Origin of the sequence: Agathobaculum sp. Marseille-P7918, assembly GCF_964248325.1 — a bacterium.
Taxonomy (GTDB): domain Bacteria; phylum Bacillota; class Clostridia; order Oscillospirales; family Butyricicoccaceae; genus Agathobaculum.
The window spans coordinates 74653-90232 of the sequence record NZ_CAXTXI010000012.1 but is presented as its reverse complement, the minus strand read 5'-3'; the positions used below and the strand labels follow the sequence as shown (position 1 = coordinate 90232).

At 52.7% G+C, this 15580-nt stretch carries 17 protein-coding genes and 2 pseudogenes; all 19 read right to left on the bottom strand.

Translation table 11 applies throughout. The features are described from left to right. Nucleotides 1–16: 16 nt before the first annotated feature. The 19 genes and pseudogenes from ACESSO_RS14325 to ACESSO_RS14235 all read right to left on the bottom strand — a co-directional run bounded on the left by ACESSO_RS14325 (nucleotide 17) and on the right by ACESSO_RS14235 (nucleotide 15561). Nucleotides 17–1879 carry a DUF4368 domain-containing protein gene (locus ACESSO_RS14325; RefSeq protein WP_373166202.1) on the bottom strand — a complete coding sequence of 621 codons (1863 nt, stop codon included), beginning with the start codon at nucleotides 1877–1879 and terminating at the stop codon, nucleotides 17–19. A 90-nt stretch (nucleotides 1880–1969) separates the two neighbouring features. Further along, nucleotides 1970–2920, bottom strand: a pseudogene (locus ACESSO_RS14320) (type IV secretory system conjugative DNA transfer family protein); the annotation flags it as partial. Then, nucleotides 2917–3387: a PcfB family protein gene (locus ACESSO_RS14315; protein ID WP_373166201.1), complete on the bottom strand. Its 471-nt coding sequence runs from the start codon at nucleotides 3385–3387 to the stop codon at nucleotides 2917–2919. The pseudogene ACESSO_RS14320 and the gene ACESSO_RS14315, both read right to left, overlap by 4 nt. Before the next feature lie 91 nt (nucleotides 3388–3478). Continuing rightward, complete coding sequence (locus ACESSO_RS14310; RefSeq protein ID WP_373166200.1) at nucleotides 3479–4528, bottom strand: hypothetical protein; 1050 nt, start codon at nucleotides 4526–4528, stop codon at nucleotides 3479–3481. 14 nt (nucleotides 4529–4542) lie between these two features. Beyond that, complete coding sequence (locus ACESSO_RS14305) at nucleotides 4543–5256, bottom strand: antirestriction protein ArdA (protein WP_021419863.1); 714 nt, start codon at nucleotides 5254–5256, stop codon at nucleotides 4543–4545. Nucleotides 5257–5260: 4 nt separating this feature from the next. Beyond that, nucleotides 5261–5509 (bottom strand): DNA cytosine methyltransferase, encoded by a 249-nt coding sequence (locus ACESSO_RS14300; RefSeq protein WP_373166225.1) that lies wholly within the window; start codon nucleotides 5507–5509, stop codon nucleotides 5261–5263. Nucleotides 5510–5517: 8 nt separating this feature from the next. Continuing rightward, nucleotides 5518–6030 carry a hypothetical protein gene (locus ACESSO_RS14295; RefSeq protein WP_373166224.1) on the bottom strand — a complete coding sequence of 171 codons (513 nt, stop codon included), beginning with the start codon at nucleotides 6028–6030 and terminating at the stop codon, nucleotides 5518–5520. Beyond that, nucleotides 5981–6346 (bottom strand): annotated as a pseudogene (locus ACESSO_RS14290) (DNA cytosine methyltransferase); the annotation flags it as partial. The gene ACESSO_RS14295 and the pseudogene ACESSO_RS14290, both read right to left, overlap by 50 nt. Further along, entirely contained in the window at nucleotides 6333–6689 is a 357-nt protein-coding gene (locus ACESSO_RS14285; RefSeq protein WP_373166199.1) for a hypothetical protein, read from the bottom strand. The gene ACESSO_RS14285 and the pseudogene ACESSO_RS14290, both read right to left, overlap by 14 nt. Before the next feature lie 307 nt (nucleotides 6690–6996). Then, complete coding sequence (locus ACESSO_RS14280) at nucleotides 6997–8376, bottom strand: ParB/RepB/Spo0J family partition protein (RefSeq protein ID WP_373166197.1); 1380 nt, start codon at nucleotides 8374–8376, stop codon at nucleotides 6997–6999. 247 nt (nucleotides 8377–8623) lie between these two features. Then, the gene (locus ACESSO_RS14275; protein WP_373166196.1) at nucleotides 8624–9163 is read right to left on the bottom strand and encodes a flavodoxin; all 540 of its coding nucleotides are present in this window, start codon (nucleotides 9161–9163) and stop codon (nucleotides 8624–8626) included. Nucleotides 9164–9245: 82 nt separating this feature from the next. Further along, on the bottom strand, nucleotides 9246–9794 hold the full coding sequence (locus ACESSO_RS14270; protein WP_373166195.1) for a flavin reductase family protein: 549 nt from the start codon (nucleotides 9792–9794) through the stop codon (nucleotides 9246–9248). A 75-nt stretch (nucleotides 9795–9869) separates the two neighbouring features. Beyond that, the gene (locus ACESSO_RS14265; protein WP_373166194.1) at nucleotides 9870–10646 is read right to left on the bottom strand and encodes a flavodoxin; all 777 of its coding nucleotides are present in this window, start codon (nucleotides 10644–10646) and stop codon (nucleotides 9870–9872) included. Nucleotides 10647–10665: 19 nt separating this feature from the next. Beyond that, nucleotides 10666–11736, bottom strand: a complete 1071-nt coding sequence (locus tag ACESSO_RS14260) for a DUF362 domain-containing protein (protein WP_373166193.1) — start codon at nucleotides 11734–11736, stop codon at nucleotides 10666–10668. Further along, nucleotides 11733–12440: a DUF4405 domain-containing protein gene (locus tag ACESSO_RS14255; RefSeq protein WP_373166192.1), complete on the bottom strand. Its 708-nt coding sequence runs from the start codon at nucleotides 12438–12440 to the stop codon at nucleotides 11733–11735. Before ACESSO_RS14255 ends, ACESSO_RS14260 begins: the two co-directional genes overlap by 4 nt. Before the next feature lie 22 nt (nucleotides 12441–12462). After that, a complete protein-coding gene (locus tag ACESSO_RS14250) occupies nucleotides 12463–13125 on the bottom strand; it encodes a flavodoxin (protein ID WP_373166191.1) in 663 nt (220 codons plus the stop codon). 43 nt (nucleotides 13126–13168) lie between these two features. Next, a complete protein-coding gene (locus tag ACESSO_RS14245) occupies nucleotides 13169–13840 on the bottom strand; it encodes a sugar O-acetyltransferase (protein WP_373166190.1) in 672 nt (223 codons plus the stop codon). A 138-nt stretch (nucleotides 13841–13978) separates the two neighbouring features. Further along, complete coding sequence (locus tag ACESSO_RS14240; protein WP_373166189.1) at nucleotides 13979–14509, bottom strand: flavodoxin family protein; 531 nt, start codon at nucleotides 14507–14509, stop codon at nucleotides 13979–13981. A 14-nt stretch (nucleotides 14510–14523) separates the two neighbouring features. Continuing rightward, the gene (locus ACESSO_RS14235) at nucleotides 14524–15561 is read right to left on the bottom strand and encodes an aldo/keto reductase (protein WP_373166188.1); all 1038 of its coding nucleotides are present in this window, start codon (nucleotides 15559–15561) and stop codon (nucleotides 14524–14526) included. Between the last annotated feature and the right edge of the window lie 19 nt (nucleotides 15562–15580).

The window sequence follows — 15580 nt, the reverse complement described above, 5'->3', positions numbered from 1 at the left end:
TATCGTTTGGGTTCATTTATAAAACAATTCTGTGCGGCTCCTGCTTTGGCAACTGGCTGATGGTAGTAAAAATGCCGTTTTTCATATCCTCGGCCCGGATAGCGGCTTTTGCCGCCTCCATTTTTGCCTTTCGTTTGGCGTTGTACCGTTCTTCCCATTCTTTCTGTTTGCCGTTTGCCTTGCGCCGTAAGTAGTTCTGGTGAAGCCTGTCTTTGCGTGCCTCCTTCTTCCGAAGTTCTTCCTGTTCCTCCGGGGTCAGAGGAACCGGCTGCAAGGCGGGCGGGATATACCGGCCCACAAAGTTGAAGTAGATTTCAACCTCCTGTGTGGTGTCCTGGCTTCCTTTGCGGGCGCGTTCATGGACAAGAATTTTCTCTACAAACTCGTTGAGCATGGTGTTTGTCAGCGTGTCGAAATTCTCATACTTGTCAATCAAGGCAATAAACTTTTCCGCTGATTTCCGGCTCTGCTCATAGCCGGTAACGGCCTTTTCCAATTCTTCGATTTCCGCATTGAGAGCGTCTTGCTCTTTGGCATATTGCGCGTCCAGGGCCTCATACCGGGCGTCCGGCAGCTTGCCCAGGGCGTTGTCCTCATAGATTTTGCAAATCAACCTTTCCAGTTCTCCAGCCCGCTTTTGGGCGGTAGCCAGCCGTTTCCGCTTCTTAGAGATGTCGGTGGTCTGCTGGGCGGCCTGCGTTTCCTGGACAGTGCGGATAAACTCGGCTCGGTCATTCTTGGAATACTCCGCGATGGCCCGGAGCATATCCGCAATCAGTGTCAGAACAGCTTCGGCCTTAATACGGTGCTGTGTAGGGCAAAGGGAGCCGATAGGGTACTTCCCATACTGGCCGCAAGTGTACTGCGGGACGCGTTTACCGTTGTATGTGCGGTGAACATACATCTTGCCGCCACAATCGGCGCAGTACATCAGGCCGGTCAGGGGATATGCCTCTCCAAAGCCATCCGGGTAGCGTCTGGCGTTTCCACGAATGCGCTGCACATTGTCAAAGGTTTCCTGGTCGATGATGGCCTCATGGGTATTCTCAAAAATCGTCCATTCGCTTTCGTCAACATAGTGGCTTTTCTTGTCTTTGAAGTGCTTGCGGGTCTTGAAATTGACCGTATGGCCTAAATACTCCCGCTTTTTCAAAATACTCACAATGGTGGAAGAACCCCAGCCGTAGGGGTCTTTGACCGGCTTCGTCCTGTTTACTCCTTCGTGAAAGCGTGCCAAATGGACAGCGGGGATTTCAACCTTTGCCTCGGACAGCAGCTTGGAGATTTGATAGGGGCCGTAGCCCTCCATCGTCAGGGAAAAGATACGGCGTACCACTTCGGCGGCTTCTTCGTCCACAAGCCAGTGTTCCCGTTTTTCGTCCCACAGGTAGCCATAAATGACGGTGCCGGTCAGGTGCTTGCCGCTCATGCCTTTGGACTTGAATACGGAGCGAATTTTCCGACTGGTGTCACGGGCGTAAAACTCATTCATGATGTTGCGGAACGGGGTAAAATCGTCGTCGCCTTTCAGACTGTCCACGCCGTCGTTAATGGCGATCAGACGGACACCGCGCTGGCGTAAAATCTCCATAACCTGACCGACCTTCAGATAGTCACGCCCCAAGCGGCTCATGTCCTTGATGACAATGGCCTCCACTCGTCCAGCCTCAACTTCCTCCATCATGGCAAGAAAGCCAGGTCGGTCAAAGCGGGTGCCTGAAACCCCGTCATCAGTGAAATGCCGGGGATTGGGCAAGTTATTCCGGCGGGCAAACTCCTCTAACATCTGCTTTTGATGGCTTATGGAGTTACTCTCGCCCTGTAACTCATCATCGCGGCTCAGACGCTCGTACAGAGGGGTGATTTTTTCGTTTCTCATAGCTGTACCTCCTGAAATGAAAATGCTCTAAGCGACTGCTTCACTAACCATGACAAAACCATGATTAAGAAGTCACTTAGAGCATACATCTCCGCTTGCCAGCTTGTACTTCTTATACTGCTTCACGGCGAAGTGCTGGGGACTCCGGCGCTCCAGCCCGTCAAACATATAGTCCACCGCGTTTTTGAAGGTTTCGTCATCCTCCCGGACTTCCATGCTGTTTATCATTTCCACCAGCGTATTCATATTGCGTTCTTCCTCCGGCCCCTCAAATACGATGTAGGCCACAAGGGCGCAGTACAAAAGGGTTTCGGCTTTGGTCCAGAACTCGTCGCCCTCCTTGCCGTCGCCTTTGGTGTTGGCGATCAGGGCGGTGACGAATTTCAGCACGTCGCTTTCCGTTTTGATGTAGGCCAGCGGATTGTAGTGCATGGATTTGGAGAAGTCGATACTATTGAACACCCGCACCTTATATTTCTCCCGTTGCAGGAACCGCCCGCACTGGTCGAGGGTGCCGCCCTTCGGGTCCACCACCACATAGGAGGAATGGGCTTGAAGGAGCTGCGGGGTCAGCCAGAACCTTGTCTTGCCCGAGCCGGACGAGCCGATGACGCAGGCGTTTAAGTTGCGGGCGTTGGCGGGTATCCTCGGGCGGGTGTTCATGGTAAGAAACTCCGTCCCGGTCAGAATAACATTGTTCTGAAATTTGGGGTCTACAAACGGCTTTATATCCTCCTTTGTTCCCCAGCGGGCGGTGCCGTACTCCGCATCCCGCCGGAATTTCTTTGCCTGCTTGATTTTGGACTGTATCAGCAGATACACCCCAGCCGCACCGGCGAGGCCCACCAGCAGGTCAATGCCGCCCAGTCCCGGCCAGTAGGTTTCAAAGGCTTTGGGGAAGGTGTCGAGCATCCCCATGAGCTTTGTCCCGAAGTCTGCACCGGACGCGATACGGTAGGCCGTCCCGATTTTGGAGAAAAACCAGAACACAAAGAGGTACGGCAGGTTGGGGAGCACATATTTTCTGATCTTGTCACTCAACGTCTGTCCTTCACCGCCTCTCTGGTCCGCTGCTTCTCCTTCGGCTTTGTCCTGATCTGCTCTGTGAGCTTGCGGAGCTGGCCGAGGATAGAAGCCTTGTCCTGGTCTTTGTTCAGCACCTTTGTACTGTATTTCTGGAAGGCCGCCGTGATGGCGTCCGCCTGATTGGCTTTGAAGAACAGCAGATAATGGCCGGGGCTCACTTTATGGAAAGCGTAGTCCACATGGAACTCCTTCGCTATCCGGTCAAAATCCTTCGGCGCGCCCACATACTGCATGGCGTTTTTACCGCCGTAGTGGTTCATCAGCTTTTTCACGCTCTGGCGGCCCTGCGGGGTCATCGCCTTCCGGTGGTGCTTTTGCAGCGCCCGAACCACCTTGCCAAGAGCGGCGGCCAGCACTTTTCCCGTCAGCTTTGCCGTCTTGATCGAAAGGGCAACTGTTTTTTGGTTTACTTCTTCCTGCATAAAACCTCCTTTCCGTCAGGGCTTCCGGTAGACGGGAGGCCCCCGTACACTCCGGGGCAACAGAAAACCTCGGGCCAATGTGGCCCGAGGCTTACCGCTCGGCATCCCTGCCGGACGGAGCTTTCTTTTCCGGCTCCGCCTGGACTTTTTCGCCCTGTTCCCGCATGGTCTGCAAGATAGAGGGCTTCTTTTGAAGCTGGGAGGGCTTTTCGCCGGACAGCGGCTTGATACATTCCAGACGGTCAGCCGCCCGGATGGCGTTGTCCGTGAGCTGCCGCTGCCATGCGCCCACGCTGGGAGCCCAGCGAAAGCCGCTGCTTTTCAGCTCGGCCCGGGTGTCCGCGTCAGGCTTTCCATCAAAGAACACCTGCAAGCGGTTGTCCTCCCGGTTCATTTCCACACGGCCCCCGTCAAACTCCCAGCCGGAAAACTCCCGCTGCGCCTGTTTGGAAAGCTGTTCGATACGGGCCTTTACCCGGCGGATCTCCGCGTTGTTGTTGGTAAGCTGGTAGCTTTCAAAGGGCCTCGGGTCGCTCCGCCAGCTTGACGCCATGCTGGCTTTCAGCTTTTCGATCTGGTCAGGCGACAGCAGCGCACAGCCGTCCAGCTTGCCATGCTTGCGGTAATAAGCGTTGACCTCCTTCATAATGAGCTGGGAGCGTTCCAGCCCATCCAGCTTTTTCTGGAGCTTTTCAATGGCCGCCGGGTCATCGGCGCTGATACCGCCCATGCCGGTACTGCGTATCTTATCCAGCAGCCCTTGAATATGCCGCCATTCCTCCATGTTGCTGTCCCGCGCCCGGTTCTGTTTTTCTTTCTTTCCCACCGGGAAATTGGAAGGCCCGGCGATCAACACAGAAGGAACTCTTGCGTCAATGGCAAAGCCCTGGTTCATGTTTTCGGCCAGCTTGCGGGCGTAGGTGTCTAACAGATGGTCGATCTTCTCATGGTACATGGGGTCCACCCGGGATTTTTGCTGTTCGGCTATGGCTGCGGCCTTGTCTACCATTGCCCGGTATTCCGCCGTTGCGCTCCCTTCCTTATAGTCGGAAAAGCTGTTCATTTCCTTTGCCCGGCGGGCGGCCCCTTCATTGATGGGGTAATAGTTGATGGTATGCACCTCCTTCATGCTTCGGGCCATGTTGGCCCGAAGTCTTACCGTTCCTCATGGGAAGGCCCCGCCTTGTCCTTTTGCGGAACGGGCGGGGCCTCTTGAAACCGTTTGAGTGCGCCGAGAATGGAATGGACGGGCTCGGCCTTTTCGGGATAGGCAAATACCCGGTGTTCCGGCGGTATGTCCTGCGTCCCGTGGTAATGCTCCTTAAAGCCCACCGGGTCCGCCGCCACATAGCCGCCGGGAGCGAATACGCCGCCCTCGTTGATACGCATATCCCGTCCGTATGCCTCATAATCGAAGTAGCCTTGAATGTGCTCCGGTATGTCGATGGTCCCCAGCTCGTCGGCGTACAGATGGCCCAGCCCTTCATCATCGGAAATATCCGGGTAAAAGCGGTAGAGGTCAAGGTTCTGCGTCAGGTTGATTAGGTCCTTCACGCTGCCCGTGTGTTTTCCCAAGACAAGAGCGGCCTCAAAGGTTTCCAATCCGCCCTTGTCCCGTACTTCCAGCAGGGCATGGCCCAGCTCGTTCAGCTCGTCGATGTTCTCGTACTCGTCCAGATAGTCGTACAGTCCCAGCACATCGCTGTCAAAGCTGGTAATAAACACTTCGCTGTACCGCTTTCCGTCTATCCCGATTTTGGCAAGGGCAGCCTGTACCTCCTGTGTGGTCGTGGGAAAATGTACCGTTGTTCCCACTTCAATCCCCATCATGGGGTACAGGGCCGTGTTGGTTATATAGGCTTCAAACATGGGCTCAATCCTCCTTTCCGTCCCTGTCTGCCAGCACTTCATAAATCCCGGCCATGATGTAATCGGCGCAAGGGAGAGCAATCGCATTTCCCAGCGCCTTGTAGCGTTGCAGAGGCCGGATTTCCTCGCCGTCCGCCCCGTACTTTGTCCAGCCCTCCGGCAGCCCCATCAGCCGCTCACTTTCCGTTTCCGTCAAGAAGCGGATACAGCCGCCGTCCGGGTCGCCCTCGTACCAAAAGGCGAAGGGCGTCACGTCGCTGGCTAAAAGAGTGGGAAAAGGGTCAGTTGGTAATCCGAAGCTGTTTCGGAAGGCGGTTTCTTCCTGCCTTTTTGCCGCTCCCCGCATACGGAAGCATTGAAAGGGGTGGATGACTGGTATTTGCCGCCCTGTTTCAAAAGAAGATGTTCGATCTCCTTCGGCGGCGGTCCGCCCGCCCTCTCGGCAAGGCGGAGGAAGTGGGAGCATTGGACGGGGCTTAAATAGTATGTCGGCGGCACGTTTGCCTCTAAAATCCGCCACGATGAAAATTCGCTGCCTTCGCGCCAGCCTTCGGGAGCCTGCCCAATACTGGGCGTCCATGAGCCGCCAGCACACATCAGGCGTTCCCCCTCGCACCATTCCGGCGTTTCCCCATCTTCCAGAAGGAGGCATTGGAACTTCGGTGTCCGAGAAGGCGGATAGGACGGCTCTAAAATCCATCCGGTCATTTGTAGAAAACGCTCCCATGACGTTTTCCCAAACAGCGATAGCTGGATATAGGTTATCAGTGGCATCCCTCATTTCCTGTATGATACGAAACGCCTGATAAAACAGGCTGGATTTTGCCCCGGCAAGGCCGGAGCGGTTGCCGATCAGAGAAAGGTTCTGACAGGGAGAGCCGAAGGTTATCACATGGACAGGCGGGATTTTTCCGCCGTCCACCTTCGTAATGTCCCCCAAGTGCGCCATATCGGGAAAGTGCCTTTTGGTTATGGAGATCGGCGCTTTTTCAATCTCGCTGGCCCACACCGGACGGATACCGCAGCGGGAGGCCGCCAGAGGGAAAACGCCTATCCCGTCAAAAAGGCTCCCCAGCTTAATGTCCGGCATGACCCGGGCCGCCGTGTCCCTTCACGGCAAGAACCCCGTCCAGCGTAGTAGCCGCGATACCCAGCCGCCCGGCAACCGCAATATCGTTTTTCACATCCTCGTCCACCGCACCGCCGCAGACGATCAGGGTATGAGAGCGCCGCAGCATATCCCGGCGCATATCAATCCCGGCCTTATGTTCCTCGGGAACGCTGTCATTCAAGAACAGCGGAAGATACAAAAGCGGGCAGATGGGGGAAAAGCCCGCCTCATAGGCAAGACGGCAGTAGTGGGCCGCCAGCTCCATATCAATATCCGGCTCACCGCTCCATGCGGCGGTCAGATAGGTCAAAGGTCGTTTCATTGGTTCAACCTCCATTTCTTTCTGATTTGCGGAAAGCAAGGTTTCGCCCAACCCCTCCGCCCCTTCCCCCGGGAAGGGGGACGGCTCTGAAGAATTTATATCCCCGTCGCTTGTCCGGGAAAAAGCATAACCGGGAGAAATCCGTCAAGGGTGCCTCTGGCACCGCCTGCGGCGGCGTTGCCCTTGACTGATTTTCCCGGCTATGCTACGGAATAACTGGCGACGGGGAATAATTTATATTTCCAGAGCTTCGGGGCGCGGGGCAGCGCCCCGCAATCCTCGGGCCATCTTGACCCGAAGTTTCGGCTTACTTTTCCGGCTCGGTTTTCTTCTCCGGCTTTTCGTGTTCTTTCTGCTGGCCCTTCCAGTCGTCCAGCAGCTTGATGATCTGGTCCTTCATTTCCCTCGGCGTGGTTTCCTTGCCGAAGTATTTGCTCAGTTCCGCACCCGTCAGAATCACTTTGTCTACCTCCTTTTTGTCCTCCATCATAATGCCGTCGATCACATCCCCGTTGAGCAGCTTCTTTTCGTCCAGCTCCCGCATACGCTTTGCCTGCGCCTGCGAAGGCGAGGACTGCTGGCTGTCGATGGCGACGGCGATATAGCTCTGGTTCTTCTTGCCGATGTAGGAAAGCTCCACCGCCGTAGTGAAGCCCAGCTTTTTCTCGTCCATCAGCTTCATCAGGTCGGGGACCAGCTCATTCAGCCGGATATACCGCTGCACCTGCTTGACGGCCATCTTGTTCCGCTCGGCCACGATCTCGTTGGAGCGTTTGCCTGCGTCCTTCGGGTCAATCTGGCCCGAAGTTCGGGAGCCCTGGTGCTTGATGGCCTCAAGCTGCATTTTCAGAGCTTTGGCCCGCTCGCTGGGGAGAATTTCTTCACGCTGGTTCAGATTGTCCTCCACCATCTGCGTGATGGCTTCATCGTCCGTCAGGTTGCGGACGATACAGGGCATATCCGCATATCCGGCAAGCTCGCTGGCCTTCTGGCGGCGGTGGCCGGACACGATCTCATAGCCGCCATCCTCACGGGGACGGACGATAGCGGGCTGGGTAACGCCCTTGTCCTTGACGCTGGACACCATAGCCCGCATTTCTTCATCGTCCCGGACCTCAAAGGGATGGTTTTTGAAGGCGTGGAGCTCGTTCAGCTTGATATATACGATCTGTTCCTCGCCACGGCGGGGAGCCTCCTTCGGCCCCTCGGGTTCCTTCGGAGCGGGAGCGGCCTGCACCGTGGGAGCCGCTTTTTTCTCCGGTTTCTCTTTGGGGGCCTTTTCCTGCTTTTTCTGTGCGGGGGCTTTGGGCTTCGGAGCGGCGGCCTTGTCCTTATCCTCTTTCGGAGGACGGCCCCGACGCTTCGGCTGCTCGGGCTCTTTGGGCTTTTCCTGTTTTCCTTCGGCCTTTTTCGGAGCCTCCGGCTGCTTTTCCGGTTTCTCCGTTTTTGCCGGGGCAGGCTTTTCCCCGCCGGAAGCTGCCGCTCGTTCCTCGGCCTTCTTTCCTTTCATAATTTCAGCGAAGTCATAGACGGACACCTGCGGGCTCTTTGCCTGCTGTTCCGTCTTTTTTTCGGCCTCCGGGGGAATAGACGTTTTCTCCGGCTCGGGCGGAGTTTCTTTGCCCGGGCCGGTATCCGTTACCGGCTGCTCCGGCATTTTCGTGGTTTTATCATCTGCCATAAGCACTTACCTCCTGTTTTTGGGCGTAAAAAAAGGGGCTCAACTTTTCAGTCAAGCCCCGTGGGAAGTTCCTCCTTTCTCCGCCAAGATACAAAAATACCGCCCGTAGTCTCGTTTGGGCGGTACTTTGTGTAAGATTGGCAGTCCATTATTAAGTTTTTTATTATGTTCCCTTTGTACACCGTTGCAAGGCAAAGGCAAGCGCAAATATCCAAACAAGTCTTTTGTTCTTCATCTTTTTCTCCTTTCATATTCATAAGTCACCCTTTTTCACAGAGTGCATGCCTGTCTTCTGCAGCCAGCTGCGCAACATTTCAGGCAGTTTATCTCCGCCGTTTTCAATTACGCCAAGCGCTTCTTTCACATCCGCTTTGGGGCACAACGCTGCAATGTCGCCCTTGAGATCTCCTGCCACGCCACCGCAATGAGAGTAAAACGGAAGAATGATCTTGCCGGATAGGTCGTTTCTGTATAGCCACGACGCCATAGGAGGCGCGATAGTACCACACCAGTCGGGAGAGCCGACAAAAATAACAGAATACAGGCGGGGAGGACGTGCACCGGGAAGTAGCCTAGGACGATATCCGCTTTTGACTTCGTTCCGCACCTGTTCCAGCAATTCCGGGAATTCCACCGGATAGGGCTGCCATGGGTAAATCTCACTCCAATCGGCCCCTGTGGCCGACTGAATCGCTTTGGCAATCTGCTGTGTATTTCCTGAATAGGAGTAGGAAATAATTAAGGCATCCTTTAGGCTGCTCTCATCCACATCAACGGTTGCTTTCTTAGTCATGACTTCCATCCTCTGCCTGCTTTCTTACTTCTGCAAAGGCTCTCCCAGCAAACACACCTATCCGCATGAAAGCGGGTAACACTCAATCTTTCTTCCCAAAGGACATACATTTGCCAATCACATCTCCGGTGGTCAGATATTCATAGGTCGGCATCTCAAACAACACCGTTTTGAGCACACGGTAGTCAATTTTACCGTGTTTGTCAAGAATACGCTCTTCAGCAAAAGTGCGATCAATTTTGCAGATAAAGCTCTCGAATCCCTCGGTCACATAGATGTCGTCCACCGTGCATTCCATGACCACTGGAGCCTGCTCGATCATCGGAATGCCAGAGTCATCAAGCCTATAGGAAAAAAGATCCGACTTGTCATGGTTCGCCCCGCTGATACATCCGGCCTTGTCCGCCAAAGGCAGCATTGCTTGATCCACAATGTTGATGGAAAGCTTGCCGGTTTCCTTGATACCCTGATTGGTGTAATGCGGCTTGGCTAGACTGACCATGACTCGGTCATGACCGATAATCCCTACATGTCCCACAAGAACCCAATTGGGTTTCCTGTTTACCATGGTTCCCACCACCACCAAGGGCATGGGATACAACGCCAATGTATTTCCAATCTGCTTTTTCATAAAAGAGCCTCCAAATGTTTGATATGATTTTTAAACGGTTTCTCTTTGCTGCTCTTGCAATATCGATTTCGGATTTTAGAAAATTTCAAGTTCAGAGATCCATGCTTCAATCTCTGCCTGTCCATCGCCCACTTCTCCCATGGGGATATGAAGCCCGTTTTCCATGACAATTGCTTCCGGTTCCAGTTCCTGAATGGAAGAAATGGTCCTAGAGAATCCGCTGCTCGCACTAACGACAAAGGGAATGATGATTTTTCCCGCAAAGTCATATTCTTCCAGAAAGCTGTACACTGCCATAGGCATATCGTACCACCAGTTTGGATATCCTAGAAAGATGATGTCATAGTCCGCCATGTTTTCCACCTGCGTGGAGAGTTCCGGTCTGGCGCCAGTGCGCTTTTCTTCGCCTCCTATCTCAATCAGTTCATCATAGTTGACCGGGTAGCCTTCTCTCATCCGGATAGAGAACAAGTCTCCGCCCACGGTGTTTTGAATCATCTGCGCCATGGTTTCTACATTACCCTGTACTTGATCGCCCATGACCGTGATACTGGCAGAAGCGATGGCATCCACATCGGCATCCTCCAGAGAGCCTCCCAGCGAACCATAGGGCCCGCCGCCTTGAATAATCTCGTCCGACGTAGCGTCCGTGTTGTCCAGGCGGGTAAAGTAAGCGATCAAAACACGATGATTGCCCTGTTCTTGCGCACTACTTTCCACACCGTCACTCTGCAAAGTGGATGCGGTTGGCGGTGTATTCGTACTGATTTGCTCGCTGTTCGGACTACTGCACGCAGTTAAAACCGCAAGCAGTGAAGCAAGGGCAATCAACAAGGAAATTGCTTTTTTCAAAGTCGGTCACCTCATTTCTTTATGCATCTATGTTCACCAGCTCATAGGTTCGGCTCCCCAGCCCAATGGCCTCTGCATGTTCCAGTGTATGTAAGCCGTTGCGAGACTCCATCCGTTGGATAAGTGATGCGCCGTCTTCTGCTTCGTAAACCAGATCCACACAAGCCTGATCCAGCGCAACGGGGTCGTAGGACGCCAGAATCCCGATGTCGTGCATATCTGGTTCCGCCGGGCTGCCATCGCAGTCACAGTCAACGGAAAGGCGGTTCATGACATTGATGTAAAGGATATTGCCATCCAGTGCTTCCACGACGGATTTTCCTGCTTCGGCCATAGATTCCAGAAAGGCGTCCTGATCTCCGCCCCACATACTTGCCCCGGTACCGCCGGAATGAATATGAGCTTTTCCTTCGGAAGAAGCAATGCCAATAGAAATGTTCTTAATAGCTCCGCCGAACCCGGCCATGGAATGGCCCTTAAAGTGGGAAAGAACCACGAAATAATCATAGTTGGCGAAATTGGCTCCCACATAGTTTTCGGTCAAATTGGTTCCGCCGCTTACCGGAAGGGTTATGGAGCCATTTTCGTCCATGATGTCCACATCGGCAATCGTGGTATAGCCGTGATCTTCCGCCACTTGATAATGCATGGCTGTGTTGGAGCGGGAGCCACCATAGGCGGTGTTACACTCCACAATGGTTGGGTTTTCAAAGGATTGTACCAGATCCCCGATCAGATCCGTGCGAAGATAATTGCTGCCCGGCTCACCCGTGGAGAGCTTCACCGCAATATTCCCCTGGGGATTGGCTTTAAGCGCCCCATAGATCCCCATCAAGCCCTCTGAACTGATGTCTGTCGTCATGTAAACCACCGGATCACCGTCAGAGATTGCTTCCTCGCTTTCTGCCTCAGAGGACGACGAAGGCTCGCTCATCTCCGGCCGATTTTCTTGGCCTTGCTGCCGGGAACTGGACGGAGTCTGCGAATCAGATACTATTTCAGACTGCTCAGGCGAGTTTCCCGCTCCACAGCCTGCCAACACTCCTGTCAAAAAAACCAAGGACATACAAATTCCGAGCATTTTCTTCATCTTTTTCGCGCCTCCTTATTCTTTTTTTGACTGTTTCTCAGGTTCCTGAGTAGCCGTCCAATATAATGGGTCAGGAAAATACAAGTTCCCATCATGGCGAGATAGTCAAGGTAAAACAGCACCTTGGATTCTCCGAAATCAAGAAATACGAACTGTGTTTGTACCAGCATGTAGGTCAGCAGATTTCGTCTCAAAAAGACCGTTACACCATAAACAGCGATTGCTGCACTTACAAGAAACAGCACCACACTACGGACACGGGAAGATTCTTTGATTCGGAACACCTTCCTTGCAAGACCGGTGAAAATCCCCCAATGGATGCCCAAATGCAACGCCATCACCACAAAGCCCCAGTAGGAAGAAGCCATATGCAGCAGTCGTGCCAGCGAAATCCCGCCACGAATGTTCAGAAAAGCAAACACATGATTCGAGAGCATGATTCCGCTGATCATCAGACAGATCATCGCCGCAAATACGGCAAGATCCAAAATCAGCTGAAAGATGCGAAAGGGTGTGTACTTCCCTCGAAAAAGATTTTTATACCAACTCCAGTTGAGAATGTGGTGGACAATAAAGAGGACAAACATCCCTGCGCCTACCCATTCATGGGCCACATCACCCCAGAACTGGTACCCCATCAGAAAAAGCAGCGCCAGCGTCATCAGCACGTCGAGGATAATTTTGAGCCGTACTTTTGCTTTCACAGGGGTTGCCTCCTTTCTTTGCTTATCCGTTTAAGCCAAGACTATCCAGCCATGTAGTCACACGGTTCTGTGCGTCTCCCAGTTCGCCTTCTGTAAGGTCCAGACCTTCCAGAATAGTGGCGCCGACTGCGCTTTCCTCAATGCCCGTCAGGCTTCTGCCAAAACCGCCGCTGGCACTGGTGTTGAAGGGGATCAGTGTCTTTCCGGTGAAGTCGTAAGACTCCAAGAAGGTATAGACGGCCATGGGTGCGTCGCTCCACCAGTTGGGATATCCCACGAAGATCGTATCGTAGCTATCCCAGTTTTCCACCTGCGCATTCAGCTCCGGGCGGGCATCCTCTCCCTGTTTCTGCTGCGCGATGTCCAAAAGCTCGTTATAGTCGTCGGTATAAGGCGTTGCGGTGGCGATCTCAAAGAGATCCGCACCAGTTTCCTGCGCGATGATCTCTGCCATCTGCTGCGTGTTGCCCGACCAGGAGAAGTAGGCCACCAGAGTGCCTCCCTCTTCTGCGCCTTCTTCCGGCTGGGAAGAAGGCGCGTCAGATGCAGACGCTTCAGAAGATGCAGATGATTCCGAAGAAGAGTCGAAACCATCATCTCCACCGGACGACGGATTTCCGCCGCTGCACGCAGCAAGAGAAAACGCCATAGTCATTGCTACCAGAACAGAAAACAATTTTTTCATAAAGGTCATTCCTTTCGTTTGCTTTATTGTTTAAGAGCCAACGTCACGCGTCAGGCTCTTGTTTTCTTTCTTGAAGAGGCGGATTCCACTTTTTGATCTTACAGGGATTTCCACAGGCAATGGCGTTATCCGGGATGGATTCCGTCACCACACTTCCAGCACCTATGACAACATTGTTGCCTATGGAAACCCCTGGAAGAATCACGGTGCCGCCTCCGATCCAAGTGTAACTTCCGATTTTGACCGGCGACGTCCAGGTTTTTACCGCCATGGTTCCGTCCGGTTCTTCCCAGAACCGCTCTGCTCCATTAAGGGGATGCTGGGAAGTGTACACCTTGACGTCCGGACCTAAAAGGGTATTGCTGCCGATGGATATGGGACCCGCATCCAGAAGTGTGCAATTCATATTGATAAAGCTGTTGTCACCAACGGTAATGTTGTAGCCGTAATCCACGGAAAAGGGTTGATTGACACGCACATTCTTGCCAACAGATCCCAGAAAGAGCCGCAAAATCATATCCTTCGCCTGTGCGTCCGTCGCAGGCAGACTGTTATAAGTTTTGGCCCAATCCTTTGCCCGGTTGTATTGGCTGCGGATTTCCGGGTCACGGGCATCATAAATCTCCCCGTTTTGTTTCTTTTCGACCTCCGTCATATGTTGTTCTCCTTTATCAAAATCCTTTCTGTTATCAGTATAGCGGTCTTTTAGATTCATGTAAAATACTTATAATTCATTATAATCCATGTGTTTTTTGCATGGCTATTAATAATAGAAAACGCAGGTGTTATCTTCGACGAAGAGAACCCTGCGCTTTCTGTCTTTAATGTATGTCGTTCAAACCAATGGCAAAAATTACTTCCCAATGTTTTTTCCCGCGCAGTACGCCTCGTCCATTGCCTTTGTCCCCAGAACTTCGCCCTTTTGCCAAACATGCTCTGCCCAGATAATGGTTCGGACCGGTAAACCCAAGTTTTCCAAGATTGCGCTCAGGTCTTCCGCCGTTCTTTTGAGCCCGTGTTTTCCATCATGTCCTGTGACGATCACATAAGCCTCTTTTGCGCCAAGTTCCTGCCACTTTGGCAGGAACCGATCAATCATTATTTTCATCTGTCCGCTCATTGTCAAAAAATATGTAGGAGAGGCCAACACCAATACATCTGCATTTTGGACTTTGTCCAATATTTCATCCATATCATCTTTTTGCACACAAAAACCCGTTTTGAAACAGGCATAGCATGCCTGACATGGGGAAACCCTTTTGTCACGAAGTGAGATTTTCTCTATCTGATGTCCCGCATCTTCGGCACCGCGAAGAAATTCATCGCAGAGAATGTCAGAATTTCCTCTTGCACGAGGGCTGCCGTTGATTGCCAATACCTTCATATGCTATGCCCCTTTTATCGATTTTGCTTGCTGAAAGCAAAAGTGGGATTTTGCTCCGTTTCCACATGGCCGCGATGTCCATACACTTTACATGTTTGCAATGCTTGCTCCAACGCGGCAAATTCCGCTTCCGTCAATTCTACTTCACTGGCTTTCAAGTTCTCCAGAATTCGCTCACGATTTTTTGAGCCGGGAATTGGTACAACATTGGGATATTTATGAAGCATCCAGGCAAGCACGATCTGCGCATTGGTTGCCTTCTTTTCTCCGGCGCATCGACCGACAACATCTACAATCGGTTGGTTTGCCGTCAGATTTTCTTTACTGAGTTGCGGGACAAACTTCCGAACATCATCCCCCGCAAAAACTGTATTGCGCGTTATCTTCCCGGACAGCAGACCACTGGCGATAGGTGAAAAAGGAACGACCCCGATGCCGTGTTCCAGACAATAGGGGAAAATATGTTCCTCACAACTGCGCTCCACCATGGAATAGATATTCTGAACGGCAGATACCGGTGTCACAGCGTCTGCTTGTTGCAGCATACTAGCGGACACCTGTGAGAGGCCCCAAGCACGTATAGTACCCTCTTGAATCAGCTTTCCCATAACCGCCGCCACTTCCTGCAAGGGGACATCTTCATTGACTCGGTGTAAATAATAGAGGTCAACATAATCACTGCGAAGATTTCTGAGCGATTTTCCCAAATGCTGTCGCACCACGGTTTCCAGCCCCGCGCCATTTGGGGGAATCTCCCCATGAAAATGAAGCTTTGTAGCCAGAATGATCTGGCTACGGAAAGGTTCTACAGCCTCTCCTACCAGCTGCTCATTGTGGCCGGGATAAAACTGCTGGATACCGTAACTTTCAGCGGTATCAAAAAATGTGCAACCATAGGCATAGGCTTCACGAATGGCCTGTATGCTGTATTTCCTTTCCGGGGCAGTACCATAACCGTGAGAAAACCCCATGCAGCCCATGCCAATCTCTGAAACAACCAGCTCTCTCAGCTTTCGTGTCTTCAAATAATCATCTTCCTTTATATTCTGCAAAACAAACAGGTTTTCTTCT

Excerpts from the sequence above, each read along its gene's own strand:
- ACESSO_RS14325 (WP_373166202.1), bottom strand. The coding sequence starts at position 1,879 with ATGAGAAACGAAAAAATCACCCCTCTGTACGAGCGTCTGAGCCGCGAT.
- ACESSO_RS14315 (WP_373166201.1), bottom strand. The coding sequence starts at position 3,387 with ATGCAGGAAGAAGTAAACCAAAAAACAGTTGCCCTTTCGATCAAGACG.
- ACESSO_RS14310 (WP_373166200.1), bottom strand. The coding sequence starts at position 4,528 with ATGGCCCGAAGCATGAAGGAGGTGCATACCATCAACTATTACCCCATC.
- ACESSO_RS14305 (WP_021419863.1), bottom strand. The coding sequence starts at position 5,256 with ATGTTTGAAGCCTATATAACCAACACGGCCCTGTACCCCATGATGGGG.
- ACESSO_RS14295 (WP_373166224.1), bottom strand. The coding sequence starts at position 6,030 with ATGCCACTGATAACCTATATCCAGCTATCGCTGTTTGGGAAAACGTCA.
- ACESSO_RS14285 (WP_373166199.1), bottom strand. The coding sequence starts at position 6,689 with ATGAAACGACCTTTGACCTATCTGACCGCCGCATGGAGCGGTGAGCCG.
- ACESSO_RS14275 (WP_373166196.1), bottom strand. The coding sequence starts at position 9,163 with ATGACTAAGAAAGCAACCGTTGATGTGGATGAGAGCAGCCTAAAGGAT.
- ACESSO_RS14270 (WP_373166195.1), bottom strand. The coding sequence starts at position 9,794 with ATGAAAAAGCAGATTGGAAATACATTGGCGTTGTATCCCATGCCCTTG.
- ACESSO_RS14260 (WP_373166193.1), bottom strand. The coding sequence starts at position 11,736 with ATGAAGAAAATGCTCGGAATTTGTATGTCCTTGGTTTTTTTGACAGGA.
- ACESSO_RS14250 (WP_373166191.1), bottom strand. The coding sequence starts at position 13,125 with ATGAAAAAATTGTTTTCTGTTCTGGTAGCAATGACTATGGCGTTTTCT.
- ACESSO_RS14245 (WP_373166190.1), bottom strand. The coding sequence starts at position 13,840 with ATGAATCTAAAAGACCGCTATACTGATAACAGAAAGGATTTTGATAAA.
- ACESSO_RS14240 (WP_373166189.1), bottom strand. The coding sequence starts at position 14,509 with ATGAAGGTATTGGCAATCAACGGCAGCCCTCGTGCAAGAGGAAATTCT.